Here is a 25597-nt window from a genome sequence, read left to right as displayed (position 1 = left end):
TTTGCATGGAGCTGAATTGCTACGTCTATCCCGGCTGGGCGCCGCGCATCAGGACGGCCTCATCCAGCCGCGAATGGATGGATGCCACGCCAGAGCGTTTCGCCTATCGCTGCCTGCCACTCAACATCGCCAATTCACACGGCTGGGAAATACTCAGCCCCTGCGGCTTCGAAGCGGAATGGAACGGCGGCTCACGGGTAGAGGACGTCACTGTCAGGCCTGATCCGGGAACCGAGCCTCGTGTCGCCCCGGTCGCGCTGTTTGGACAGGGGACTTTTACTTTTCACGTCGAAGGATTGTTCAGGACCGCCGAGGGGGTGGACCTCTGGGTCGGCGGTTCGCCCAACGCGGCCAAGGACGGCGTTGCGCCTTTGGGCGGGATCATCGAAACCGATTGGACCCCATACAGCTTCACAATGAACTGGCGCTTCACCCGGCCGGGGCACGTAATCCGGTTTGAGGAGAACGAGCCCTTTTGCTTTTTCTTTCCGGTTGAGCGCCGCCTGATCGAAAGCGTCGAGCCCCGTATCGCGCCGATCGAAGAGCACCCGGAATTGAAGCGACAATTCGAGGAATGGAGCGCATCGCGCGATGCATTTCAGCAGGCGGTTGCCGAAACCCGGCCAGCGAACCCAAGCGAGAAATGGCAGAAATTCTATTATCGGGGGCTGAACGCGGACGGCAGCCGGGGCGCCCCAGACCATCGATCCAAGCTGCGGCTCAAGGACTTTGCGTGTGGGGAAGACTTCCATCACGAGACACCCGCCGCTCCTTCATGCCCCGTTGCGCAGCCGGTGCGTCAGCTGGAAGCTCAGCCAAAGGACGGCCCGTCGGCGGACAAGAGCGCCTGGATTTTATCGTCGCTTGAACGCCTGCGCAGCATGGCACCTCGCCGCATCCCGTGCCGCACCGAGATCAGTCGTGAGGCATTCCTCGCTGAACATTACGCAGCGAATTTTCCGGTGGTGCTGCAAGGCGCGGTGCGCGATTGGCCTGCAGTCCAGCGTTGGAACCCGCACTACCTGAAGGACATGATCGGTCCGCAAATTGTCGAGGTGCAATCGGGCCGGGTTGCCGATGAGGATTTCGAAAGGAACATGGACGGGCACCGCACCGCGATGCCATTCGCCGAATTCATCGACCTGATCTGCCAGCCTGATGCGGCCAATGACGTTTACATGACGGCGTACAACTCGGGCGCCAACCAAGCGGCGATGGCTGCGTTGCATCCCGACCTTGGCTTTCTTGATCAGTTCCTCTCACCCGGTGCCGAAGGTAGGCATGGCATGGCGTGGATTGGACCGGCAGGCACCTTCACGCCGCTCCACCATGACCTGACGAACAACCTGTTCCTGCAACTCGTGGGCCGTAAACAGCTACTTTTGGTGGCTCCGGGCCAGACGCCGCGTCTTTATAACGACTATCACGTGTACAGCCGGGTCCGCGATATTGCCGAAGCCGGCCTGATCGCCCGGTTCCCGGATCTTGACGGCGTTCACGTTCATCAAGTCATCCTCCAGCCCGGCGATGCGTTTTTTATACCGGTCGGCTGGTGGCATCAGGTGACGGCGCTCGACTTCAGCATTTCGGTCACTCACACCAATTTCATCTGGCCCAACGACTTTTATCAGGATCACCCGAGCTAAAGGCGGCCAGCCATGCCCTATAATCTCGAAATACCGGGCTTAATGCCCGAACGGGAGCTCAAGATCCTTAAGCGGCTGGCGCCGCTTGACATACCTCGCCCCATTCTGTTGATCATAACCTTATATTGGCCTGTCCGGACTGTCTGAGTTGGCGGCTATTCCCATCACGACGAAGCACCATGTAAGCACCCATCGATGGCGCATGAATGAACGGCAGCTTGCCGCCGTAGGCGCCTGAAAGGAGACTTACCGGACTGTCCCACGTCACGTCGTTCAGGTTCATCGGCTACTTGCTGAACAGACGGCAGCCATCAGGTCTTCGAGATGAGGTGGTCTGCGTCCGCTCCGTCCGACACTGCCGACTTCGGAACGGATCAATTCGAGGGAACGGTGAGTAGGTGCCCAACTGCATCATTCTTTATTCTCCGTCAGCACCCGTCCATTTGCCTGTCGCCATCGAACTGGTGTGGTCCCTCGCCGCTTTACGAAAGTCCGGGTGAGGTGATGCCGGGCCTTCAATGGTGAAGTCGCAAGCGAACGAAACCCCAGCGTCGTCTAGCCCAACCAGGTAGCATGTGCACGGTCCACCATCTCAGATTAGCTTAACATCCGGTGCGTGAACCGGGACCACTTCAATTCCAGGCCGGCATATGAACCGTCGCATGCGGAATGGACCTGGATCAACTTAACGACGCACTTCCAACGGGGCCGGGCGAGGCATAGGCAAGGCATAAGCGGGACAGTCAGGTGCCCAGCGCAGCGGCGAACGGTATGCTCAGCGCAGTACATCGGCGGCATCTATGTACTGCATATGACTTTTCCCACTGGCCCAGCTGCCGCTCTTTTGGAATGCAGGCTCGACACGGGCAATTTCTCCGGCATTCCCACCGAGCGGCGAGCAGGGTACAAAGTGAGGAGTAGAAATTGAGATTTGGGATCGCAGGTCGGGCACTGGCATTTTGGGCCCTGACGCTGACCGGATATCCGGCACTCGCGGCCCCATCACCAACGGATTCGGCTGCCAGAGCGGCGCCAAACGTAAGGCCACCCCTAGTATCAGCGGATTTCAAGGTGCCGCATTCGGCCGAGGCAGAGGGCTTCAAGCTCGTTCCGCTCGGTCCGTCTTTGGTGGGCATGGATTTCGACGCCTACATGTCATCCATCGAGCACCTGCAAAAAACCTTCAGCCGCAGTCCCAACTGGCCTCACAAGGGCATCTCGAGCGTCGATGCCCTGCGTGACATGGAAAACGAAGAGGCCCGATTTAAGAACCGCCAATCGTTTGCCTACGCCGTGCTTACGCCGGACGGCAGCCGCGAGCGCGGTTGTGTCTACATCGCGCCGAGCGCCGTAAACGGTTACGATGCCGTTGTCCGGATGTGGGTAACGAAAGCCGACTACGACGCAGGCTTTGACGCGGAGCTTTACAAATGGGTGACCGATTGGATCCAGACGGCTTGGCCGTTCAAAACGGTCGCCTATCCCGGACGCGCCGTCGATTGGGAGACCTGGGATGCCCTGGTCGCCGCGAACAAGGCGGCCTCGAAGACTGAGACACCCTGAAGACTCGAACTGCCGCAAAAAGATCACGCGCTGGTGATTGGGAAGCGTGGCCACCTGTCAGTGAAAATCGCGAAATTGAACCGCACAACCTCCTCCCGGTCGCGGCCATCGGCAGGATGTGGCCAGGAGCCTGTTTGTTGGCTTCGGGCTCCAGCCCTTGTCGCCCCGGTCGGGGTCGCCGCCGCGAAAGGCGCCTTCACCACGGCCGACGCGGTGCGGGAAGGACATCTCGCCGACGCGGTGCAGGAGGTCGCCATGATCGATGATGCTCCGCTCGCAGATGACGTGTATCACTACCTCGCCATCGTCCAACAAGGGACAGCGCAAGAGCGCGTTTGCTTGGGTCATTGCCAGGAACGGTGCCCTTTTCCGCTGTATTGAGCACCAGGGCGTTGGGACTGGGAACGCCGTTCAGGAACAGTTTCAACTGGCCCGTCCCCGCGGACGCGGAACAGGCTGGCATTGGAGTTCTGCCAGGCGGACTGGGTGGAAGGTCCCCAGTCCTCAGACCACGCTTGAAACCCGAAATCCGCGTCCCACCCTAGGTCGGTTCTGAGCTGGCTCTCACGATCAAAATCATGCGAAATCAGGCGGCCTGAGCTCAAGCGTGCGTCCGTGCGGCGGTACACCTACCAAAAACAATGGACCGTCGTGCCTACTGGAAAACCGCCGTTGCGATTGTTGTACTTGCGAGCGAGAACCAGGCCTACCTTATCGGCCTTGCCTTTCAGGCATCCTCTCCCAAAAGCCTATAAGTCAGCCTTCGTGCCAGCTTTTTTTTGATCGGCAGCATCGGATGCTGCGGAAACGCTCAACCAGCTATCTCACTTCGATTTCGCCCTAGTCGTTTCGCTGCGTATAGCGGCTTATCTGCGGCAGCGAGCCACTCCTCCACCGACAATATGCCCGGCCCCACCTCAGCGATCCCGAAACTGGCGGTGACCATCAGCATCTTGTCGCCCGGCAGCGAAATCGGGTGATCTTCAAGCTTCTTGCGAAACCGTTCGACTGCAACATGTGCCGCGTCCACGTTCGTTTCCGGCAGCAGCACGGCAAACTCCTCGCCGCCGAGCCGTCCCAGGGTATCCGCATCGCGTTTCAGTTCGGTCACAAGGCGGACAACTTCGCGCAGAACGCAGTCTCCCGCCGCGTGGCCATGTGTGTCGTTTACCGCCTTGAAGTGATCGAGGTCTGCCAGCACCAGCGTACTAGGGCGGCCAAAGCGATGGAATCGGTCGATCTCCACCAGCGCGCGCTCGGCAAAAGCTCGCCTGGTAAGAGCACCGGTCAAGACATCGCGCTCAGCGATCCGGCGCAGTTCCAGCTGCGTTTCGACGATCCGCGCGAGGCTCTTCAGCATCGTCACTTCGGTTTCGGTGAAGTGTCTCGGCTGCTGGTCGATGGCGCATAGCGCCCCGACGTTATAGCCTTCTGGCGTTGTCAGCGGAATGCCGGCATAGCTGCGGATGTTGGGATCCCCGGTCACCAAGGCATTGCCTGCAAAGCGCGCATCGTCGAGAGTGTTCTCGATCAGGAAAGGCTGCGTGTCCTTGATCGTGTGAGAGCAGAACGAGAGGCTGCGCGGCGTCTCGCTGGCATCGAGGCCGGCCCTGGCCTTGAACCACTGGCGATCGGCATCGATGAGTGACACGGCGGCAATGGGGACATTGAGTATAGAGCGCACCAGGGAGACGATGTGCTCGAACGGCTCTTCCGCTTTCGTGTCGAGTATCTCCAGGCGCTGCAGGGCCGCAAGCCGTCCAGGCTCATCCTCGAGGATCGGCACACCCGTCATGCCCTCGTCTCCTTTATCTCCAGGTTTATGCTGGCTTACAAACTAAGGGCATAATTGCCGAGTTCCAGTCCGGATCGGCTGTGTCGTGCTTCGCTGCGGGCCGCTTTAACAAAAGCGCTACCTCGCCCACGGGCTGGACGACCTGCCGGGTAGACGCCATGCCGCCGTTATGAACGACACACTGACTGCCGCGATCCTGCATGCCGTCGAGCGCGCCCCGCAATGGGTGCGCCGCGACCTGGATGCAAAAAACCCTGCCTTTCCGCAGCCCCGCTGAAGAGACCTTCGCGGCCAGGATCTCCAGCGCCGGACGCGCTGTTGTCAGTGCCGGCGGGAGAGATGAAGATGGACAGAACGATAGCGAGGTTTGAAGCCGCCTCTTCATGGTGCCGCGATCTTGGCCCAGCATCGCCGCCTCTTTGGAGACGGATCGCGGCATTGGCAAGCCGATTGAAGCCGCCTGCCACGCTCCGGTTGGTGCCCACTCACCTGGTGCTCACAAGGCAAGCGGGCTAAATGGAAGCCGGGCGACATCGGCTCAACCGATGCCGCCCTTCCCATCACCCGTTAAGCTTGTCCTTGACCGCCTTGGCGACGGTGAAGGTGAGCTTCTTCGAAGCCTTGATGGTCATGGCTTCACCCGTCGCTGGATTACGGCCTTCACGCTCCGGGCTGTCCTTGACCTTGAACTTGCCGAAACCGTTAAGCGACACTTCCTCGCCCTTTGCAGCTGCCTCGCCGATCGCCGCAAATACTGCGTCGACGATCTTGCGTGCGTCTGTCTTGGCGATGCCGTGGTCGGCAGCGATGGCGTCGGCGAGATCGCTGTTGTTCATAAAAAGTTCGTCCTGCTGATGTCTGTTCTAACACCCCGACCCATTCAAAGGCCGGATCGGCGCTGTTCCAACATGGCGCAAGCCCCTCACCGTTCAAAGCCGCACACTTCATCCAAACCTTTGCTCAAGGCAGGTTGTCCACAGCCTGTCGTGGAACGGCGATACAGCGCGCCCAATGCCGCTAGCCCCGCCGCTCGCACTCAAGATGGGCCACCAGGGCGTCCAGAACCCGTCGCAGGCCGTCGCTCGATCACCCGATCCCGCGCATCCGCTACAGGCAGCCACGCACGCCGCCGCTCGCGCATCTCGGGCCGCGCGGCTCGTTCCTCGACAACCTCAAGCGGAAACACTGTGGGTCGGCTGAGGTCGGCAGGCCTGCGAGCAAGAAGGGGACGCCTGGCGATATGGCCGATTACGCCGCCTTCCTCGAAAGCCTCGGCAGCAGCACGTTCGGCAGCCGTTTCTCCAGCCTCGATCTTCCTCGTCCATGACCCATTTGCCCCCGCGGCGCGATGTTACCACCAACACCTCGCAGGTGCCGCCAACCAACCGATATGGCAAAGCTCAGACCTCGCTTCGCATCCTCCTTCGCCGGTCCATTCTCATTTGCCCAGATCGGCGCTGCGGAGCCGATCGTGAGATCACGGCGTTCATGGCAGCATGGCCGGAGCGAGCGGCCAATAACGTGGAGCATGATCGTTGACCGAGTGGATAACACAAATGATCGAGGACATGGGTTATCTGGGCATCGCGCTTCTGATGTTCCTGGAAAACGTGTTTCCGCCGCTACCCTCGGAGGTCATCATGCCGATGGCCGGCTTTACGGCAAGCGAGGGCAAGCTCAGCCTCCCCGGCGTACTTATTGCCGGAACGGCTGGCACTCTTCTCGGCGCGGGCTTCTGGTACGTCGCGGCGCGCACCTTGGGAGACGAGAGGCTGAAACGCTGGGCCTGCAGGCATGGGCGCTGGATCACGTTGTCGCGGAAGCAGATCGACGAGCTCGAACAGCGCTTTGAGCACCACAGCCGCTGGGCGGTCCCGCTTGGCCACCTCGTTCCCGGCATTCGAACACTGATTTCCATTCCGGCGGGGATCTTTCGGATGGGCCTCGGCCGCTTCCTGTTTCTCACTGCGCTCGGCGCCGGCGTTTGGACGAGCGCGCTGGGCACTGCCGGATATGTCCTCGGCCGAAAGTTCGATGAAATCGACCGCTACCTGGGTCCGGCGAGCACCGCGATTATGCTCGCGATTCTCATCGCCTACCTCTACCGGATAATCCGGTTTCGAAAGGCCTGAAAGCCACCTAACGAGGTCGTGGTTCCTGTAGCCCGAGCGCGCTGGCGGACCGTTGCCGCGCCCGAATAAAATCCGTTCATTGCTCGGTGGTTGCCGCTCCTCTACCGTCCCCTGCCTCCAGGCTCAGATACTTTTCCAAAGGCTGCGATGCTTTGATTCCTATGCGTAGAAATGTCTGATTTCCAAGATCCACAGGATGGAATAAACACGTGGCGAGAAGCAAACGCTCCAAAGGGCGGCTGGCACAAATGCGGCGGCGGCGGGTTGTCTTGTGCATGCGTCGCAGTCAAGGAGATTTAGGTGTCGTCAGATGAGCAGCCGTCCCTTCTCGCCTCAACAGGCATTTCCGGGCTCGACGCTGTACTGAATGGCGGCCTAACGCCTGAGCGCATGTACCTGGTGGAAGGTACGCCCGGCACTGGAAAGACAACGCTGGGCCTCGGCTTCCTGCTCTCGGGCGCCGCCGTTGGTGAGCTGGGCCTCTATATCACGCTGGCCGAAACCGAAGTCGAACTCCGTGCCGTTGGAAAGTCGCACGGTTGGTCACTCGACCAGTTGCACCTGTTCGAAATGGTTCCAGCGGACGAGTTTGCCGAGGAACATGAGCAGACATTGCTTCATCCTAGCGAGGTCGAGCTAGGCGAGACCGTTCGCAACATCATGGCGAAGGTCGATGAGGTTCGTCCTGCGCGGATCGTACTGGACAGTCTATCCGAACTGCGTCTGCTTGCTCAAAGTCCGATCCGCTACCGGCGTCAAATTCTGGCCCTCAAGCATTTTTTCTCGACCCGTGCGTGCACCGTTCTGGTGCTCGACGACCGCGGTGCGAGCGGAAGCGATCTGCAGCTGCATAGCATTGCGCACGGCGTCATCTCGCTGGAGCAGACGCTGGCCGGGTTCGGTGGACAGCGGCGGCGGCTCAACGTCGTCAAGATGCGTGGTGTAAAGTTCCGTGGCGGGTACCATGACTTCGAAATCAAGCGCGGTGGTCTTTGCGTTTATCCCCGCCTGGTCGCCGGAGACCATGACACGGTTGACGGGGGGGCGACGATGACGACCGGCTCGCCAGAGCTCGACACATTGCTCGGCGGTGGGCTCGTGCCCGGTACCGCCACCTTGCTGACGGGGCCCGCTGGTGTTGGCAAGACGACGACCTCAGTGCAATGCATGGTGGCAGCGCTAGAGAGAGGAAGTAAAGCCGCCTATTTCCTGTTCGATGAACGTGTGCCCACGCTAATGACGCGAAGCGCGGCACTCGGCATGGACATTCGGCCCTATCTCGAAAACGGGCAGTTGCTGCTGCAGTCGATTGATCCGGCAGAAATGTCGCCTGGCGAATTCGCCGGATCGGTTCGCGCCGCGGTCGAGGAGCATGGCGCCAGCGCCGTCGTGATCGACAGCCTCAACGCTTATCTCCAGTCGATGCCGAACGAACAGTTCCTCATTTTGCAGATGCATGAAATGCTGAGTTACCTCGGCCAGAAAGGCGTGGTGAGTCTCCTTATCCTTGGCTTGCACGGCGTGACGGGTGATGTCCGTTCGGATGTCGATCTGAGTTATCTCTCGGACACGGTCGTCCAGCTACGCTATTTCGAAGCGCACGGGGAAGTCCGCCAAGCGATTTCCGTCATCAAAACGCGGACCGCCAGGCACGAACGGACGATACGCGAGTTTCAGATAGGCAGCAGCGGGTTGCAACTTGGCGAACCGCTCCGGCATTTCCAAGGCGTGCTGACCGGCGTGCCAACCTTCTCGGGCGAGGCAAAGACACTGATGGCAAGCCAGACGGATCCGGACAGTTCGCGGGGATAGGATGAGCCAGCTCGTCCTGATCCTGGCGCCGCGCGGCCGCGATGCGGCGATCGCGGCCAATCTGTTCGCACGCCATTCGATCGCGGCGCAAGTCTGCGCTGATGCGGGCGAGCTTGCTTGTCGGCTGGAGGATGGTGCAGGCGCCGTCCTACTCACCGAGGAAGCGCTCGTAGGACCGAACGCTCACGAAATCGCGCGCTGGGTCGCTGGGCAGGAAAGCTGGTCGGACATTCCCTTCGTGGTACTTGCCAACGGATCGCGGTCGCCCCGGACAGTGGCAGCAGCCGATCGCCTTTCCGAATTGGGCAACGTCGTCCTGCTGGAGCGACCGCTTCACGCCGAGGCTATGCTTGGCGCCATTCGCTCCTCGTTGAAAGCCAGGGCCCGGCAGTTCGAAATACGCGATGCCGCGCGGCTGAGTGCGGCACAAAATCGGGTCCTCGCGCTTGCGGTCGAGGCGGCGCCGCTGAGGACCACTCTGAATGCCATCGTGCTCGAAGTGGAAGCTCTGTCGACATCAGGGGTCGTCGCCTCGATCCTGCTGATGGATGAGGATGGCCGGCACCTGCGCCACGGCGCCGGTCCAAGCCTGCCGGATGCGTATAACGAGGCAATCGACGGCATCGGGATCGGACCTGCCATCGGTTCCTGCGGTACCGCAGTTTACCGTAAGGAACCTGTATTCGTCGCGGATATAGCATCTGACCCGCTTTGGGCGGACTTCCGCGATCTGGCGCTTTCCCACGGCCTTAGGGCTTGCTGGTCTCTCCCGATTGCTTCTGTGGAGGGCGAAACTCTGGGCACGTTTGCGATGTACCACCGCGAGCCGCGCGCGCCCGTCGCAGCGGACCTTGCCATTGTCGACTTCGTGGTCCGTACGGCCGGCATCGTCATTGCGCGGGCGCGGACCGAAGATAAACTTCGCGCGAGCGAGGAAAGATACCGGCAGATTGTCGAAGGCGCCGAGGACTTCGCTATCGTGACGCTTGATCCCGAAGGGGTGATTACCGGGTGGAATAGTGGGGCGACGCGGATTATTGGCTTTGCCGCGCAGGAAGCCCTTGGTCGGCGCGGCGACATGTTCTTTACCCCTGAAGACCGAGCAGCCAATGCACCGGCGGATGAGATGGAAAGGGCTGCTGCCCAGGGCCGGGCGGTCAACGAACGCTGGCATGTTCGCAAAAACGGCCAATGGTTCTGGGGATCGGGCCTGACCATGCCGCTCGCCCAACGTGACCGTGGTTACGTTAAAATCTTCCGCGATCGCACGGCGGAACATGAAGCGGAGGCAGCGCTGCGGGAAAGCGAAGCGCGTCTGCGCTTTTTTGGGACGTTGGAGGAAAGGCTGTTCGGCGCCGCCACGGCGACCGAGGCGATGCGGGCGGCGGCCGAGATGCTGGGACAAAAGATCCACACCTCACGATGCGCCTACGCTGACGTCGATGCTGACAATGACCTTTTCTGGATCCGGAACGATTATACCGCGCCCGGCACGGACAGTTCGGTCGGGACCTATAGCCTCGAGCTCTTCGGGCCACGCGCCGCTGCCGACATGCGGCTTGGGCAAACGCTGGTCATCAATAATGTGGCAGATGAGCTCGAGCCCGAGCAGGGTCGCGCGATGTTCCAGTCGATCGGTATCGAGGCGATCGTTTGCTGTCCCCTGGTCAAGTACGGCCGGCTGGCTGCGATGATGGCCGTACATCAGGACCGGGCGCGAGAGTGGGCGCCGAACGAGATCGCGTTGATCCGAGAAGTTGCCGAGCGCTGTTGGGCACATGTCGAGCGGGTCGGTGCCGAAGCGCGTCTTCGAGAGAGCGAGGAGCGGCTGCGGCTGGCCGTCGAAAACGCCGAAATCGGTTTCTGGGATGTCGATGTCGTCAATGACCGGCTCATCTGGCCCGCTCGGACCAAGGCCATGTTCGGCATCTCGACCGAAGTCCCCATCACGATGGAAGACTTCTACGCCGGTCTCCATCCCGATGACCGCGCCGCCACGATTGATGCCTATCTGGCAGCCGCCGATCCCTCGGTACGTGCGCTCTACGATGTCGATTACCGCACTGTCGGCAAAGAAGACGGCGTCGTGCGCTGGGTCGCTGCCAAGGGCCGAGGTATGTTCGATGCCTCGGGCCGATGCGTGCGCGTCGCCGGGACCGCACTCGAGATCACGGCGCGCAAGGAGGCCGAGAACGCACTTCGGGAACTGAATGCAACGCTTGAGTCCCGCGTTCTGGAAGCTGTTGCGGAACGCGAAGCCGCGCACGATGCCTTACGGCAGAGCCAGAAGATGGAGGCAATGGGCCAACTGACCGGCGGCGTTGCGCACGATTTCAATAATCTGCTCACACCCATCGTCGGCTCCCTCGATATGCTTCAGCGTAGAGGCGTCGGAAACGAGCGTGAGCAACGTCTGATTGCCGGCGCCGCGCAGTCGGCGGAGCGCGCGCGAACGCTGGTGCAGCGTCTTCTCGCGTTTGCCCGGCGACAGCCGCTCCAATCCGTACCTGTCGATATCCCTGAGCTGATTGCCGGCATGGGCGATCTCGTCGCCAGCACGACCGGGCCGCAAATCGAGGTCGTGGTGGAAGTGGCGGAGGATTTGCCACTTGCCAAGGCCGATCCAAATCAACTTGAGATGGCACTGCTCAATCTGTCCGTGAATGCACGTGATGCAATGCCGGATGGCGGGACGCTGCGGATCTCAGCGATATCCGAACGCATAAGTGCCAGGCATCATTCCAGGCTGCCCCCTGGTGAATATATCCGCATCTCTGTCGCCGACACGGGCATCGGAATGGATGACGCAACGCTCGCTCGTGCAATCGAACCATTCTTTTCGACGAAGGGCGTAGGCAGAGGGACTGGCCTTGGTCTATCCATGGTGCATGGCCTTGCCTCGCAACTCGGTGGCAGCCTTGCCATCAACAGTCGGGTTGGGATGGGCACAAATATAGAGCTGTGGCTTCCAATCAGCACGAAAATTGCCAAAGAACCGTCGGACATCCAACGTCCGGCATTCGAGGCCGAACATCGCGGCGTGGCACTGCTGGTCGATGATGAAGAGCTCGTCCGCATGAGCACGGCAGATATGCTCGCGGACCTTGGTTATGTTATCGTGGAAGCCAATTCGGCAGAGGACGCTTTGGCCGTGCTGGAGCGCGGCCAGCCCGTTGACATCGTGGTTACCGACCACCTCATGCCCCGTATGACAGGGACAGACCTCGCGCGACACTTGCGACTTACCCGACCGGCATTGCCCATCTTGCTCGTATCTGGTTATGCCGAACTAGAGGGCATAGATGCCAAACTGCCTCGATTAACCAAGCCCTTCCGGAAAGATGAACTCGCAGCAACTCTTGCTTTCCTCGTAAAGTAAAACTTGACACCTACTTGGCGATTAAGTGACCTCAGTTCTGCATTAGCGGGGCACACCAATCAAAAACATTGCAGATTTACTCTAAAAACTAGTCCATTCCCGATGCTGACTTGATACTCTCTGCACAGAGGGATCGATTGAATCGCGCATAGCGCCAAGCTCGTCCAGGTAACCGCGCAAACGCCCATCGCCCAGTTCGGCTCTTCTGACCTGAGCTCCCTTTGCAAGTTCGTCTAGGCGCAGCTGCGCCTCTTGCCTGGAGACTTTCGTCAGAAGTGCGGACAGAAGGTGGCGCATGGCAAACTGCGCACCCTCGCTCTCGATCATGGCGCGCTCGAGAACCTCCATGCGCCTTTCAATTTCGTTGGACATAGCTGTAAGACCGCATCGCTGCTGCAAAGAAAAAGCGATTTTTGGCGACCTAGGAGACATTGCGAGAGTAGCCGATCTATTGCGCGGCTATCTTACGCGCCCAGACTGTGCGTTCTAGTCATCTGGAATACAAGCGATAAATCTTTCAATCATCGCATTTACATGAGGCTAGGGCAGAGCGGCAAATGGTTCCTGTCGAACACAACGCCGTGCGACACAGGAACCCGCTTGCCGCTACCTTGGTTGCGCAACTGCTGAACATGGGTGGTGCCGATGGCTGCTCCGCTGACGATCGTCGTGTTCGTCATGACCAACGAATCTAAGACAAATCCATCCTCGAGAAGGCTCTGAAGATGGACGGCGAATGATGAAGTGACTGAACCGGGCGTCCGACAATTCATTCCTCTTCTTCATCACCCTCCCGCTCGAGGGCGTCAACATCTTCGCCGATGTCCTCCAGCGCTTCGCGGTGACGCATGGTGGATTGCGCCTCGATGTAGACACGACGGACTTCGGGGAACTCCTCTCGAATGCCATCTTCCACGTCGGAAACGATACGCTCGACGGTGCCCGCAAGCGTATCGTCCACGAAGTCTGCCGAGGCCAATACCAGGACTTCGGAAGGCCCGAAATGCATCGTGCGGACCTCGTTCACCTGCTCAATCGGCTTCACTCTTGCGAGGATTTCGCGAAGACGTTCTTCGATTGCCGGGTCTGCCGATTGCCCGGTCATCAGCACATAGCAGCGCCGGGCCAGGCTCAAGGCCGTGATCGCAAGGATCACGCCGATTGCAATCGACGTCCAACCGTCGATAACTGGCATGTCGAGCAAAACCGCCAAACCGATGCCGAGAAGCGCTGCGCCAAGACCGGCAAGGGCAGCAGTCTCTTCGTAGACGACCGCGAAGATGGTGGGGTCTCGGTGCGTCCGGATCGTTTCCAACATTCCTAGCCCGCGGCGCTTCGCGTCGGTCCGCACTTCGCCAAGCGCGACCCTAAGCGAAGAGCCTTCGAGGGCAATGGCGACCAGCAGAATAAGGATGTTGACCCATGCGCTCTGGATCGAGGTCGGATGAACGACCTTCTCGGCGCCCTCGTAAATGGCAACCCCTGAACCCAGAGCAAACACGGCCATGGCCACCACAAAACCCCAGAAATAGAGCCGCAGGCCATATCCGAAGGGGTGCGACGCATCTGCCGGGCGGCTCGCATCCTTGATGCCGTAGAGCAGCAATACCTGATTACCCGTGTCGACGAGGCTGTGAATGCCCTCCGAAGCCATAGCGGATGATCCGGTGTAGGCGGCTCCGCAGAACTTGGCGATTGCGATCCCGGCGTTAGCTGCAAGGGCTGCATATAGGGTGCGTTTGGAAGCGTGTGCGGACATGATCGCCGCTATGGCCCACATGAACCCATCTCGCCAGCACTACCACTGATGCCCGTTTCAAGCACCTATCAGGGATGTTTGTAAATCGGCTACAAAACCTCAATTCGGGATCGTTGGGCAGCGTTTGGAAAAAGCCCCCGTTTTCGACCTCGTCAAAAACTACCAAATTTGGTGGCAGCCCGCCGCAATCGCGCTGCCTCGGTTCAGGCGACGCCGTCAGAGCCGGCGTATACTGCTCCGCGGCTGATCTCGATGCCTGCCGGTGATCCATCAAGCGAGCGCAAGAAGCACAGCTTGATTGGCCGCCAACAAAGGCTAAGCAGTGGCTATGACGGCATCCGATCTCGAACAGCTGCTTATCGCCCGCCTTGTCCGGGAAAGAGGTGGCTCTTCGCAAACATGGCGGCGGGCACTTGGCAAGGTCATCGTGCGCGACACGAAAACGCATCCCCATTGCAATTGGGATGTCAGGCTTAGCGGGACCGATACGCAGCGCGCTGCGATCGAGCGACTGCTCGACGACGTGCGACTTGAATACTCGATCGTGGAAGCCGGCTGAACCCAATGCGATAATCGCTGGCAGAGCGGTCGTAAAACAGCGCATTTCGGTGCCGTGACAGTTGCTGTCCGTTCACCGAACGCGTTAGCCTGAACGGCCTACCGTAGGCTTATCCGGGCGCCTAAATTCAAAATGGTGAACGACCGCTTCAACCAGAATACGACGCCTTCGGCCCTTGCTCCGGCTGCGCTCCGAGCGGAGGAGGCTGCAAATCGCTCGGGCTGGTAATAGCGAGGTACTGAACCGCGCTGCGGAGTTCGGCCGGGCAAATCGATCATTTCGTCGTCTATGTAGCCTCAGCCCCATCCGGCGGGTCATACCCTTCTATATTCGGGTGGCCCATTGTATGAAAATGGACGGCCGCGTGCCGGTGCGGCGACTGGTCGCAGCTGCCGACAGGGCCGCAGCTAAGGCAGATGCGCGGGTGCAGCCATAGGCTGCCGATTGGAAGGCTCTCCTCGCAGCCGCGCGCTGGGCGTGACGCGCTATATGGCGCTTCGCTGCTTGCACGACGTCATGGCCGCTCTCCCTTCATTTCAGCGATTTTTATGTGGATCTGGGCGATGACGGCGGCCCCTTCACCGACGGCCGCGGCAACCCGTTTCGTCGAGCCCTTCCGAACGTCGCCAATCGCGAATACGCCAGAAAGGCTGGTTTCAAGCGGCAGGGCGCTGCTGCCGGTCTCCACAAACCCTTTTGCATCAGTCACCACGCAGCCGCCAAGCCATGCCGAATTCGGGTCGGCGCCGATGAACAGAAACAGGTGCCGGATGTCACGGCGGTGGAGAGTACCGGTCGCAAATTGCCTGAAGGTCGCAGGGGCAAGCCCTTCCCCATCGCCCGAAAGCGCAACCACTTCGCTGCCCACATGGATCTCGACATTGGGCAGAGCCGCGATGCGTTCGATCAAGTAGCGGGACATTGTCTCCGACAGGTCCCGCCTGACGAACAAATGCAACCGCTTCACTTGCGGCGCCAGGAAGACGATAGCCTGTCCGGCCGAATTCCCGCCTCCGACGAGCGCCACTTCCCGTCCAGCACAGAGCCGCGCTTCGACCGGCGATGCCCAATACGACACACCGCGCCCCTCGAAACCGGCAAGATCGGGAATGTCCGGCCGGCGGTAGCGAGCGCCCGACGCGATCACGACAGTGCGTGCCTGGAGGCGCCGATCGCCGGCAAGCTCCAGCGCCGGCACAGCGGAAGAGCAGTCCAACTTCTGCACGCCAACCGGCACGGCAATCTCTGCACCGAATTTCAGCGCCTGGTTGAACGCACGCCCGGCGAGCGCCTGCCCGGAAATCCCGGTGGGGAAGCCAAGATAATTCTCGATCCGCGCTGACGATCCGGCCTGCCCGCCCATCGCGCGCTCGTCCAACACAATGGTCGACAGACCTTCCGAGGCTGCGTAGACGGCTGCAGCAAGCCCCGCAGGGCCGGCGCCTACAATCGCAACATCGTAGACCGTCGAAGGGTCCAGATTGGGGGTCATGCCCAGGCACGCAGCAACCTCCACATCGCTGGGCCGGCGCAGCATGTTTCCATTGGGACAGACGACGAGCGGCAGTTCTTCGGGCAATACGCCGATCCGCTCCACCAGTGCCTTGCCCTCCTCATCGGATGCAGCATTCAAGACAAGGTTGGGATAGCCGCTACGCGTCAGGAAGCCCTGAAGCCGCACGATCTCTGCGCTATCGGGCACACCGATCAGAATCGTCCCGGCGCCCCCTTCGGCAATGAGCGCAACCCGCCGCAGGATGAGCGCGCGCATCACCGTCTCGCCCACATCGGCAGAGCCGACCATGAGTGCGCGGAGATGCGCGGCATCGAACGGCAGTGCCGTGCAGCCGTCCGGCCCTGCGTATCCGGCGGCGATCGATGGCCGTCCGGCAAGCTGGTTCACCTCTCCCGAGAACTGCCCCACACCGTGCGTGGTGATCGGCGCCTCGTGGCTGAGACCATCACGTCGCACGACCTCGATCGTGCCCTCTAGCACGAGCCAGGCCGGTGCGCCCTCGGCGCCGATCGCATAGACTTCCTCGTGCGGCTCGAAGCGGCGTTCCGGCCCGCTGCAAAACCGGCGCGCAATCGCGATCTGCGCATCGTCCAATACGGGAAACATCTGATGTTCGCGGGTACCCAGCGTGTTCATGTCGCGTCTCGCTTGCAATGGCCAGAACCCGGCCGCCCACCTTGTCATCCAAGGATCATCCACCGGCGGCGCAGTATTGCGCCGCCGGCGCGACGATCAACTACGGACGAATGCCAGCAGATCGGGATTGATCATGTCGGCGTGCGTCGTCAGCATTCCGTGCGGATAGCCCGCATAGATTTTCAATGTGCCGTTCCGCAGCAATTTGATCTGCTGCAAGGCTGCATCCGTATAGGGCACGACCTGATCGTCATCGCCTTGGAGGACAAGCGTGGGCACGGTTATGGCCTTCAGATCTTCGGTCTGATCGGTCTGCGAGAACGCCTTGATGCCCTCATAGTGCGCCAGCGCGCTGCCGCTCATGCCCTGGCGCCACCAGTTGCGGATGACCGCGTCCGAAACTTCGGCGCCGGGACGGTTGAAGCCGTAGAACGGACCCGATGCGACATCGAGGAAAAAGTCCGCGCGGTTCGCGGCGAGGGCACTGCGGAAACCATCAAACACGGCGATATCGGTACCGCCGGGATTTTCCGGGGTCTTCAGCATCAGCGGCGGAACCGCGCTGACCAGCACGGCCTTGGCGACCCGGCCCTGGGGCTGGCCGAAGCGCGCGACGTAGCGCGCAACCTCGCCGCCGCCGGTCGAATGTCCGATGTGGACCGCGCCGCGCAAGTCGAGATGCTCGGCCACGGCGGAAGCGTCCGATGCATAGTGATCCATGTCGTGACCGGCGCCGACCTGCGTCGAGCGGCCATGGCCCCTGCGGTCATGCGCGACGACGCGGTACCCCTGCTGCAGGAAGAAGAGCATCTGGGCATCCCAGTCGTCCGAGCTCAGCGGCCAGCCATGATGGAACACGATTGGCTGCGCGTCCTTGGGACCCCAGTCCTTGTAAAAGATTTCAACGCCGTCGTTCGTCGTGATGGTAGCCATGTTGTCCTCCATTGGCAGGCGGACACTGGCGGGGGGCCGGTCCGACCGTTCCGATATCGGCGCGGCGTGGATGCCCCGATATCATACGCAGGTTTGGGTGCTCCCTGATCGCCCCCATACCTGCGTATGATGGCCCGGCGGACTGCGATCGGGGATCAGCGGGTCACCCAATCGAGGAAGAGACGATGACCACCGCGCATCACGCCGCTTTCCCAGAAACCGCAGCCGTAGCCGTGCTTCCCTCCGTTCCCGAGCCAAGCGCGATGGACGAGGTCAATCACCGCGTAGCCAACAGCCTGCAACTTGTGGCGGCCATGATGACGCTTGAGGCGCGCCGGATCGCGGACCCGGCGGCCCTTGCGGTGCTGGCTGCGATGACGCTGCGGATAGCGGCGATCGCCGGGGTTCACCGTCAGCTCTGCCGGGAACGGTCGGCCGGGCAGGTCGATCTGGGCGAATATCTGGAGCAGCTTGGCGCAGGTCTTGAGGCGGGTTGCGGCGATGCTGGTGCCGGCCGCCAGATCCGCGTCGCGGCGGAGCCCGTGATTGTCGCGGCCGAGACGGCCAGTTCGATCGGGGTGATCGTCTCTGAGCTGGTCGGCAATGCTTGCAAGTACGCCTATCCGCTAGGCTCTCCCGGCGCGGTTGACATCTCCCTCTGTGCGAGGCCGATGGGCGCCTTCGTGCTGGAAGTGGTCGATCGGGGCCGAGGCCGCGCAGCGCGCGCGGCGCCGGAAGGAAGCGGACTGGGCAGTCAGTTCATTGCCTCGATGGCGCATCGTCTGGGCGCCCGGTACGGCTGGTCGGATGCGCGGCCCGGCACGCGCTTCACGTTGTGTGCCTGATACGGACGGGCGCCCGCCACCCGCGACGCATGCCAGCTTACCCGTTGCGATCATGGCCGTTCTCGTCCAGCTTGGCCATGCTCCCGGTCGCCTGGGCCGTGGGGCTACGCGAGGCGATCATGCGCGACGATGCGGGCGGTAGAAGGTTGACGGGAAGACTCCACGGCGCGGCGGCGCTGGCGCTGGCGCTCGCCGTCTTTGCCCTCGATGTTCTGAGCCCTCTTCAGGGTGCCGTTGCCGTCTTGTACACGGTTGCCATTGTCATGTCCTCGCGCAGTCATGACCGCCGGGTGATGCTGGCGACCTGTGCGGCCGTGCTCGCGATGGCAGTGGCGGGTTACTTCATCAGCCATGGGGGAGAGCCGCTGGGTTCGCCGGCCATGCGGCTTGCTGTCAGCCTGATCGCGATCCTGATCGCCACACTGCTCAGCATCCGCAACCTCGCCGTAGCCGAACAGCAGCGCAAGTCGGAGGAGCGTTACCGAACGATCTTCAATGCGGCGGGTCTGCCGATCTGGGAGGGCGACTGGTCGACGGCGCATGCGCTGCTGGCGAATGGCGGCTCCGCAACGCCAGAGCAGATCGATCACATCGCCCGTACCGCGACCATCCGCGCCGCCAATGACGCTGCGGGACGCCTGTTCGGCCTGCCCGATGCCAGCGCGTTGATCGGCGGCACGCTCATTCCCCACCACACGCCCGCCGCCGAGGCCACGCTCGGCCGCATTCTTGCTGCACTCGTGCGCGGCGATCCGGCGATCGAGGAGGAAACCCAGTTTCTCGCCGCTTCGGGGGAGACGATCGATGTGGTCCTGCGCGTGACCGTTCCCCCCGGCGCCGATGGCTGGAGCCGGGTACTCATCATGGCCATCGACGTTACCGAGCGAAACCGAACGCAGGCGCGGCTCGCCCAGTCCCAGGCCGAACTTACCCATGTCTCGCGCGTAACGACGCTGGGGCAACTGGCCGCATCGATCGCCCACGAAGTCAATCAGCCGCTCTCCGCGATCATCACTTATGCGAAATCCGGTCGCCGCTGGCTGGCGCGCGAAGCTCCCGATGCGAAAGAGGTTGGCGACTGTCTGGACCACATCGCATCGAACGGCACCCGTGCAGCAGACGTGATCGCCCGCACCCGCGACCTGGCCCGCAATGTCGAGCCGCGCCAGGACGTGCTGGCCTTGGGCCCCCTGATCGAAGAGACCGTCGCGCTGCTCCGCCGGGACCTCCAGACGAACGACGTCGCGATTACGCTCGACATCGGCGATAGCCTCCCGCTGGTGCGAGGCGATTGGGTGCAGATCCAGCAGGTGCTCATGAACCTGATGCTCAATGCCGAGCAGGCGATGGCCGAGACCCCGGCAGATCAAAGACAACTCTGCGTCAAGGCGGTACATGCCGGCGCAACCGTCAACGTGGAAGTGCGTGACTGCGGGACGGGCATTTCCGCCGATCCCGAAAGCCTGTTCGCGCCATTTTTCACGACCAAGAGTACGGGCCTGGGAATGGGCCTGTCGATCTGCCGCTCGATCGTCGAGCGGCACGGGGGCACGCTCGTCGCATCGAACAATGCGGCACTCGGCGCCACTTTCCGGTTCACGCTTCCGGTCATTGCGGCCGGGAGGGAGGCAGCATGACCGTCTTTGTGATCGATGACGACCCCGAAATCCTGGGATCGCTGGGCAGCCTGTTCCGCTCGACCGGGCTGGATGTGGCGCTGTTCCAAAACCCCGAGGAATTTCTGGCCGCAGAAAAACCGACCACTGCGTCCTGCCTCGTCCTGGACGTGCGGCTTCGCGGGCAGAGCGGTCTGGACTTTCAGGAGCGCCTCGTCGCGGAAGGAATAACGCTTCCGGTGGTTCTCATTACCGGGCACGGCGATATCCCCATGACCGTGCGCGCGATGAAAGCCGGTGCGGTGGACTTCCTGCCCAAGCCATTCCGTGAGGAACAGATGCTTGCCGCCGTCGGCAGCGCGCTTGAGCGCGACGAAGAGCGCCGCGAGCAGGCCGCCGGGTCGGACGCACTCCAGCTTTGCTACGACCGGCTCACGCTAAGGGAGCGCGAAGTCATGAGTCTCGTCGTGACCGGTCTGATGAACAAGCAGGTCGCGGCGCGGATGGAGCTTTCGGAGATCACGGTGAAGATCCATCGCGGCAACGTCATGCGCAAGATGGAAGCGCAGTCGCTGGCGGACCTGGTGAGAATGGCCGAAACACTGGGCATTCGCGATGACACGATTCACCGCTTTAACATCTGAGTATGATGGCGCGGCACACGGTGCAGGCCCATCTGGGGGATGTGAACCAGGAGAAATGTGCGTGCCCGCTTCCCCCATCATCGCCATCGTGGATGACGACCCCGGCGTTCGAGGGAGTATAGACAGCCTTGTAAGATCGACCGGCATCACCCCGTGCAGCTTCGCCAGCGCCGGCGAATTGCTGGCAGCGGGAGATGAGGCTCTGGCGTGCATCGTGACCGACCTGCACATGCCGGAAATGACAGGTCTCGAACTGCAGGCCGAGATGCAGCGGCGCGGCTGGGCCGTGCCGCTGATCGTCATGACTGCTTTTCCCACCGATGCCGCCAGAAAACAGGCGATGGGCGCCGGCGCGCGGGCATTCCTGACCAAGCCGGTCGATCCGGATTCACTGCTCGACGCCATCGAGGCGGCAATCCGCTGAACAAAAAAGGAAGGCGCCACCGCGAGGTAGCGCCTTTCTCGTCTTGTAGTCCGGTACGGACTTCTTTGCACGGCGGCGCCCCTGGGGATGGAGCGCCGCTCGATCCCTCAGCGGATAGCGTGGCCACGGCAGCTTTCGTACAGGAACCAGCTGCGGCGTTCGGTTTCGTCGATCCACACTTCGAGCAGGCTTGCGGTGGCGACGTCGGAATACTCGTCGCACAGTTCATGAACCCGGCGCATCTCGGCCACCAGCTGCTTGTTGTCGCCGTGCAGTTCGGCGAGCATGTCCTTGGGCTCCACATAAGCCGCATTGTTGTCGAGGATGCGCTGGCGAGCGGCGATGTCCGATATCGAGCGGATGGTGGTGCCGCCAATCTTGCGGGCGCGCTCGGCCATCGGATCCGTCATGGCAAAAATCTGGTCGCCCTGGTCGTCCAGCAGCAGATGATAGTCCCGAAAGTTCGGGCCGCTCATGTGCCAGTGAAAGTTCTTGGTCTTGAGGTAGAGTGCAAACACGTCGGCGAGCAGCCCGGCCAGCCCGGCCGAAATGTCACGCGTCGCGTCGGTCCCAAGATCGGTCGGCGTGCCGAGAAACCGGTCGGCGATCGAGACGGTGGTGGTGTCAGTGGTCATCGTGCTTCTCCAGGTCGGGGCGGCACAGCGCCGTCCGATGCCCTAGAATTACGCGTCTCGTCATCGCCGCCTATCCACACCAAGGTTTGCATATCTTGGTATGGATAGGCGCGGCGCATGCCAGTCCATAGCTTTTGAACGTGTTCGACTTCTTCCGAAAGGACCCGTTCCATGACCGCATCCCGCCATGTCCGTTCGCTGATCACCACACCGCCAAGCTACGAAGGCAGCCTCGGATCGGTACGAGGGGCGGACGGCGAAGATTTTCCCATCCTGAAGGGCATGTCGATGCGCCGCCTGGTCCTGGCGCCCGGCGCGATCCGCGAGCCGCACTGGCACGCCAATGCCGATGAATTGGCGTGCTGCCTATCGGGCGACCTGCTGGTCTCGGTGCTCGATACCGGCGACGTTTTCGGCGCTTTCACGATCTCTGCGGGAGAGATGTTTTACATCACCGTCGGCTCGCTCCACACGATCGAGAACGTCGGCGACGTCGATGCCGAACTTATTATCGTCTTCAGCCACGAACGACCCGAGGAGTTCTCGCTGCATGGCGCCTTCGGGGCAATGACCGACGCAGTCCTGGGCAACACGTTCACCCTGCCCTCTTCCGACTTCGCAGCGCTCAAGCGCGATACCTCGTCCGCGCTGCTGGTTCACCGGAACGGCCCTGCCAAGGTCCCCGCAAGCGCGGCGTTTCCGGATCCTCACAAGTTCGGCATCGCCAGCGAGACTCCGCCGATCGACCATCCCTACGGCACAGCGCACGCTGCGCGCTCACAATTCTGGCCGGCTCTGAAGAACTTGGCGATGTATTCGATCCTGATCCCCGAAAACGGCATGCGCGAGCCGCACTGGCACCCCAACACGGCGGAGATGGGCTACGTCCACAAGGGCCGCGCGCGGATGTCTATCCTGGACCCGGACGGCAGCGTGGACACTTACGAACTGCAGGCGGGCGATGCTTATTTCATCCCACGTTCCTATCCTCATCAGATCGAGGTAATTGGCGATGAGGAAATTCATTTTCTGGTCTTCTTCGACCAGCCGATGCCCGCGGACATCGGCTACCGCACATCGACGTCTTCGATCTCGCGCGAAGTTCTCGCCGCGACGTTCGGAGTAACAACCGGCTCCCTTCCAACACTGCCTTCGACAGTTGATGATCCGCTCATCGTGGAACGCGTTAATCCTCTGGATCGGCCGTCGTGAGTAAGTCCCTTTTCGCGCCGAACGAGAATGCAACGGCGGCCGATATCCTGCCCAGGACGATCGTTCCAATCTGGATGCCACCGCTGCCGCAGGCTGCCCCGCTTATGTTTGGGGCACGGCTTGCCGGAGCATTCTGCAGATGTCTGAGACAGCTTTTGTGCCGATCATTGAAACAGGTATCGGGCGGCAGGCCTCAAAACTCGAACTAACTTATGCGCCGATTGCCCATAACTGAAACGTCATTGTCAGTTGTCAATTGGCGAACGCTCGATGAGAGACGATCTTAGCCGCTCGCCAGTATGGCGCCGACCGCAAGGAGGCCGCCATCGCCGCCAAGGAGCAGGATGTAGGTCACAGAATGCGAGCCGCGTGCTCGGCCGTCGGTATCCAGCACGAGGACCTCTTTCCGAACAAGCGGTAGCGATGCCGCGCCACCCAGCGATAGGTGGGATCACGCAACTTGCGCGGTACGATCCGCAGCGCCGCCAAGGCGTTCCAAGGACGATCGAGGCCCGCCCATATGGCCAACACCGCATCGCTGTCCCGCAAGAGATTGTCGCCCTCGACGACGATCAGTGTTTCCGGATTCGCCGGGTCGATCCCGAACCGGCGATAGAGCGCGGATCCGGCCTCACCCTGCATCGACGCCAGCCGGAAACGCCCGGCCCTGTCATGCCGCAGCACGAAGGCGGCATTGGCGGAGCAGAGCACGCACATCGCGTCGAAAACGATGATAGGTCCGGAAGCGGCGGTCATGCCGCTTCCACGCCGGGTCGAGCCATCTGACGCTCGCCCTCCAGCCCCAACGGTCGCAGCGGATTTCCGACCAGTCCGCTCACCATCGATGCCTGTATGGCGGTGGCCGGCCATAGCTTGGATAGAGGGCCGACAATCCGGTCGCGGATCAGCGGCAGCAGGCGGCTGTCGGACTGATAGACGGGGGTGAACAGTGCAGTGAGCCATTGATAAGTGAGAACGTGGCGACGGCGTAGTCGGATGCCCTGCCGAACACCCTCGTCGACGCTGCGCGCATGGTCCAGACCGCGGGCCAGCGCCCAGGCATCGAGTAGCGCCATGTTGGCGCCTTGCCCCAGCTGCGGACTGGCGGAATGCCACGCATCGCCGATATGGACGAGCGCCGGTTCGGCCGGCGAAGCCAGGGTGCGATGCGCATAACGCGCGAAGGTCAACTGGCTTGGATCGGTGATCTGGTCGAGCAGCGCCGCGCAATCAGGCCAGAGTGCGGCGACCCGCGCCTTCCAGGCGGGCAGTCCGGCCTCGCGCCAGTCATCCAGCCGATCCGCCCGGAGCGACCAGAAGAAAGCTGCCTTGGGCACGGTTGCCCCGGGCGGTGTCCCGATGGGCAGAACGCCGGCCATGATGCTTGCCCGGTCGTAACGCTGCGCAAGGGCGTGGGGATCGAAGCCGGCACCCCCAGGCCAGTCGAGGCTGGCCCATAGCGCTCCATATGCCAGTTCCCGGCCCGCCGGCGGAGCGAGTGGTGTCCGCGTGCCGAGCGCGTCCACAACGAGATCATAGCGATCGTTTTTCTGTCCATCGGCAAACCGCAACGCACGTTTCGTTCCCAGCAGCGTAGTTCCCACCAGTGTGCGCCCGCAATGCAATGGAATGCCTGACCGCAGCACGGCCTCGTGCAGAACCGCAAACAAACTGGCGCGGTGTATCCCTATGCCGAAAGCGTCCCGACGGCCCAGCGAGGCATATTCCACGTCGAGCACGACCCGCTTGCCTGCCATGCCGAACAACTTATCGATACGCGCGCCGCGTACCAGGACCGCGTCCAGCAGGCCGAGCTTGGCGAGAACCGCCATCCCCGTGGGCTGGATCATCAGTCCGGAACCGATAGGCTGGGGCTTCTCGAACCGCTCGAACAGGGTGACATTATGCCCCGCCTCGTGAAGCAGCAGCGCTGCAGCCAGCCCGCACGGCCCACAGCCGGCAATCGCGATGTTCAGCCCCCGCATCCCTGCTGCCTAGCCCATGATGGAGATCGGTCCAATAGGGCGAGCTTAAATGGCCGCGTAGAAGCCGGCGATGTTCGGCGCCCAGCGGGCCGGGGCCATGAAATGTCCGAGCGAGAGGATTTGAGCGCTCCGAAAGGGACCACCGAGGAAGCCGGGAAGTAGCTTTCCTGCCTGAGCCTGGGGATGCGCAGTTCGTCTGTCCCGGCGCGCGTCTGCCAGTCGCGCTCACGGTAGCCGTTGCGCTGGACCAGCCTCGTCGCAGATTTCTCGCCGTGGCCGCCTCCGGTCAGGTTGCCGACCTCCGTCTCCATCAGCCGCTCGGCGGCAAACGAGATCATCTCGCGCAGAATATCTACATCCCGGGCCTTTTCTACGAGCGAACGCAAGTCCATCATCGGATCGGTCATCGTGATTCCTTCCGTCAGGTCTGAGCTTCGCAAACCAAACCTACCCGAAAATCACGGTGACCACCTCAGCCTTCAGCTACTCCACGTCCTGGGACACGG

Annotated in this window: 21 protein-coding genes and 1 pseudogene; 11 read left to right on the top strand and 11 right to left on the bottom strand. The window is 61.7% G+C overall.

Features of this window, described 5'->3' with window-relative positions; all coding sequences use genetic code 11:
* Window positions 1–5: 5 nt before the first annotated feature.
* Together EDF58_RS23240 and EDF58_RS23235 are read left to right on the top strand one after the other, a co-directional pair.
* Window positions 6–1646, top strand: coding sequence for a DUF6065 family protein (locus tag EDF58_RS23240; RefSeq protein WP_132269876.1), 1641 nt, complete (start codon window positions 6–8; stop codon window positions 1644–1646).
* A gap of 1071 nt (window positions 1647–2717) precedes the next feature.
* Window positions 2718–3209 carry a twin-arginine translocation pathway signal protein gene (locus EDF58_RS23235; RefSeq protein ID WP_347812908.1) on the top strand — a complete coding sequence of 164 codons (492 nt, stop codon included), beginning with the start codon at window positions 2718–2720 and terminating at the stop codon, window positions 3207–3209.
* Between the two features lie 811 nt (window positions 3210–4020).
* Here EDF58_RS23235 and EDF58_RS23225 read toward each other — a convergent pair.
* Together EDF58_RS23225 and EDF58_RS23215 are read right to left on the bottom strand one after the other, a co-directional pair.
* Window positions 4021–5004 carry a sensor domain-containing diguanylate cyclase gene (locus tag EDF58_RS23225; RefSeq protein WP_132269872.1) on the bottom strand — a complete coding sequence of 328 codons (984 nt, stop codon included), beginning with the start codon at window positions 5002–5004 and terminating at the stop codon, window positions 4021–4023.
* 560 nt (window positions 5005–5564) lie between these two features.
* Complete coding sequence (locus tag EDF58_RS23215) at window positions 5565–5840, bottom strand: HU family DNA-binding protein (RefSeq protein ID WP_132269870.1); 276 nt, start codon at window positions 5838–5840, stop codon at window positions 5565–5567.
* Between the two features lie 720 nt (window positions 5841–6560).
* Here EDF58_RS23215 and EDF58_RS23210 point away from each other — a divergent pair.
* From EDF58_RS23210 to EDF58_RS23200, 3 genes are all read left to right on the top strand, one after another.
* Complete coding sequence (locus EDF58_RS23210) at window positions 6561–7136, top strand: DedA family protein (protein WP_243654460.1); 576 nt, start codon at window positions 6561–6563, stop codon at window positions 7134–7136.
* A gap of 300 nt (window positions 7137–7436) precedes the next feature.
* Window positions 7437–8948: an ATPase domain-containing protein gene (locus EDF58_RS23205; RefSeq protein WP_132269867.1), complete on the top strand. Its 1512-nt coding sequence runs from the start codon at window positions 7437–7439 to the stop codon at window positions 8946–8948.
* Between the two features lies 1 nt (window position 8949).
* Entirely contained in the window at window positions 8950–12327 is a 3378-nt protein-coding gene (locus EDF58_RS23200) for a PAS domain S-box protein (protein WP_132269865.1), read from the top strand.
* 530 nt (window positions 12328–12857) lie between these two features.
* Here the strand turns inward: EDF58_RS23200 and EDF58_RS26000 are convergent.
* Together EDF58_RS26000 and EDF58_RS23190 are read right to left on the bottom strand one after the other, a co-directional pair.
* Complete coding sequence (locus tag EDF58_RS26000) at window positions 12858–13007, bottom strand: hypothetical protein (protein ID WP_165921551.1); 150 nt, start codon at window positions 13005–13007, stop codon at window positions 12858–12860.
* Window positions 13008–13096: 89 nt separating this feature from the next.
* The gene (locus EDF58_RS23190; RefSeq protein ID WP_207913132.1) at window positions 13097–14107 is read right to left on the bottom strand and encodes a cation diffusion facilitator family transporter; all 1011 of its coding nucleotides are present in this window, start codon (window positions 14105–14107) and stop codon (window positions 13097–13099) included.
* Between the two features lie 307 nt (window positions 14108–14414).
* Here EDF58_RS23190 and EDF58_RS23185 point away from each other — a divergent pair, with 307 nt between their 5' ends.
* Complete coding sequence (locus tag EDF58_RS23185) at window positions 14415–14645, top strand: hypothetical protein (RefSeq protein WP_132269860.1); 231 nt, start codon at window positions 14415–14417, stop codon at window positions 14643–14645.
* 286 nt (window positions 14646–14931) lie between these two features.
* On the opposite strand, the gene EDF58_RS26545 is transcribed toward EDF58_RS23185, so the two are convergent.
* From EDF58_RS26545 to EDF58_RS23170, 3 genes are all read right to left on the bottom strand, one after another.
* Complete coding sequence (locus EDF58_RS26545; RefSeq protein ID WP_243654463.1) at window positions 14932–15063, bottom strand: UBP-type zinc finger domain-containing protein; 132 nt, start codon at window positions 15061–15063, stop codon at window positions 14932–14934.
* A 96-nt stretch (window positions 15064–15159) separates the two neighbouring features.
* Complete coding sequence (locus tag EDF58_RS23175) at window positions 15160–16797, bottom strand: cyclic nucleotide-binding domain-containing thioredoxin-disulfide reductase (RefSeq protein WP_132269859.1); 1638 nt, start codon at window positions 16795–16797, stop codon at window positions 15160–15162.
* 96 nt (window positions 16798–16893) lie between these two features.
* Complete coding sequence (locus EDF58_RS23170; RefSeq protein ID WP_132269857.1) at window positions 16894–17730, bottom strand: alpha/beta hydrolase; 837 nt, start codon at window positions 17728–17730, stop codon at window positions 16894–16896.
* A 185-nt stretch (window positions 17731–17915) separates the two neighbouring features.
* Here EDF58_RS23170 and EDF58_RS23165 point away from each other — a divergent pair, with 185 nt between their 5' ends.
* From EDF58_RS23165 to EDF58_RS23150, 4 genes are all read left to right on the top strand, one after another.
* Entirely contained in the window at window positions 17916–18575 is a 660-nt protein-coding gene (locus tag EDF58_RS23165) for a sensor histidine kinase (RefSeq protein ID WP_132269856.1), read from the top strand.
* A 77-nt stretch (window positions 18576–18652) separates the two neighbouring features.
* Entirely contained in the window at window positions 18653–20212 is a 1560-nt protein-coding gene (locus EDF58_RS23160) for an ATP-binding protein (RefSeq protein ID WP_165921550.1), read from the top strand.
* The gene (locus tag EDF58_RS23155; protein WP_132269852.1) at window positions 20209–20835 is read left to right on the top strand and encodes a response regulator transcription factor; all 627 of its coding nucleotides are present in this window, start codon (window positions 20209–20211) and stop codon (window positions 20833–20835) included. Before EDF58_RS23160 ends, EDF58_RS23155 begins: the two co-directional genes overlap by 4 nt.
* 61 nt (window positions 20836–20896) lie before the next feature.
* Window positions 20897–21259 carry a response regulator gene (locus EDF58_RS23150; RefSeq protein WP_207913131.1) on the top strand — a complete coding sequence of 121 codons (363 nt, stop codon included), beginning with the start codon at window positions 20897–20899 and terminating at the stop codon, window positions 21257–21259.
* A gap of 107 nt (window positions 21260–21366) precedes the next feature.
* On the opposite strand, the gene EDF58_RS23145 is transcribed toward EDF58_RS23150, so the two are convergent.
* The gene (locus EDF58_RS23145; protein WP_132269848.1) at window positions 21367–21894 is read right to left on the bottom strand and encodes a DNA starvation/stationary phase protection protein; all 528 of its coding nucleotides are present in this window, start codon (window positions 21892–21894) and stop codon (window positions 21367–21369) included.
* A gap of 171 nt (window positions 21895–22065) precedes the next feature.
* Here EDF58_RS23145 and EDF58_RS23140 point away from each other — a divergent pair, with 171 nt between their 5' ends.
* Window positions 22066–23106, top strand: coding sequence for a cupin domain-containing protein (locus EDF58_RS23140; RefSeq protein WP_132269846.1), 1041 nt, complete (start codon window positions 22066–22068; stop codon window positions 23104–23106).
* Between the two features lie 351 nt (window positions 23107–23457).
* Here EDF58_RS23140 and EDF58_RS23135 read toward each other — a convergent pair whose 3' ends face one another.
* From EDF58_RS23135 to EDF58_RS23125, 3 genes and pseudogenes are all read right to left on the bottom strand, one after another.
* Complete coding sequence (locus EDF58_RS23135) at window positions 23458–23862, bottom strand: thiol-disulfide oxidoreductase DCC family protein (RefSeq protein ID WP_132269845.1); 405 nt, start codon at window positions 23860–23862, stop codon at window positions 23458–23460.
* Window positions 23859–25091: an NAD(P)/FAD-dependent oxidoreductase gene (locus EDF58_RS23130; RefSeq protein WP_132269843.1), complete on the bottom strand. Its 1233-nt coding sequence runs from the start codon at window positions 25089–25091 to the stop codon at window positions 23859–23861. Before EDF58_RS23130 ends, EDF58_RS23135 begins: the two co-directional genes overlap by 4 nt.
* 149 nt (window positions 25092–25240) lie before the next feature.
* Window positions 25241–25498, bottom strand: a pseudogene (locus tag EDF58_RS23125) (transposase); the annotation flags it as partial.
* Window positions 25499–25597 lie beyond the last annotated feature (99 nt).

The sequence above is a fragment of the Novosphingobium sp. PhB57 genome (assembly GCF_004342985.1).
GTDB lineage: Bacteria > Pseudomonadota > Alphaproteobacteria > Sphingomonadales > Sphingomonadaceae > Novosphingobium.
The sequence above is the reverse complement of the archived record's forward strand: the minus strand, read 5'-3'. Positions and strand labels throughout refer to the sequence as shown.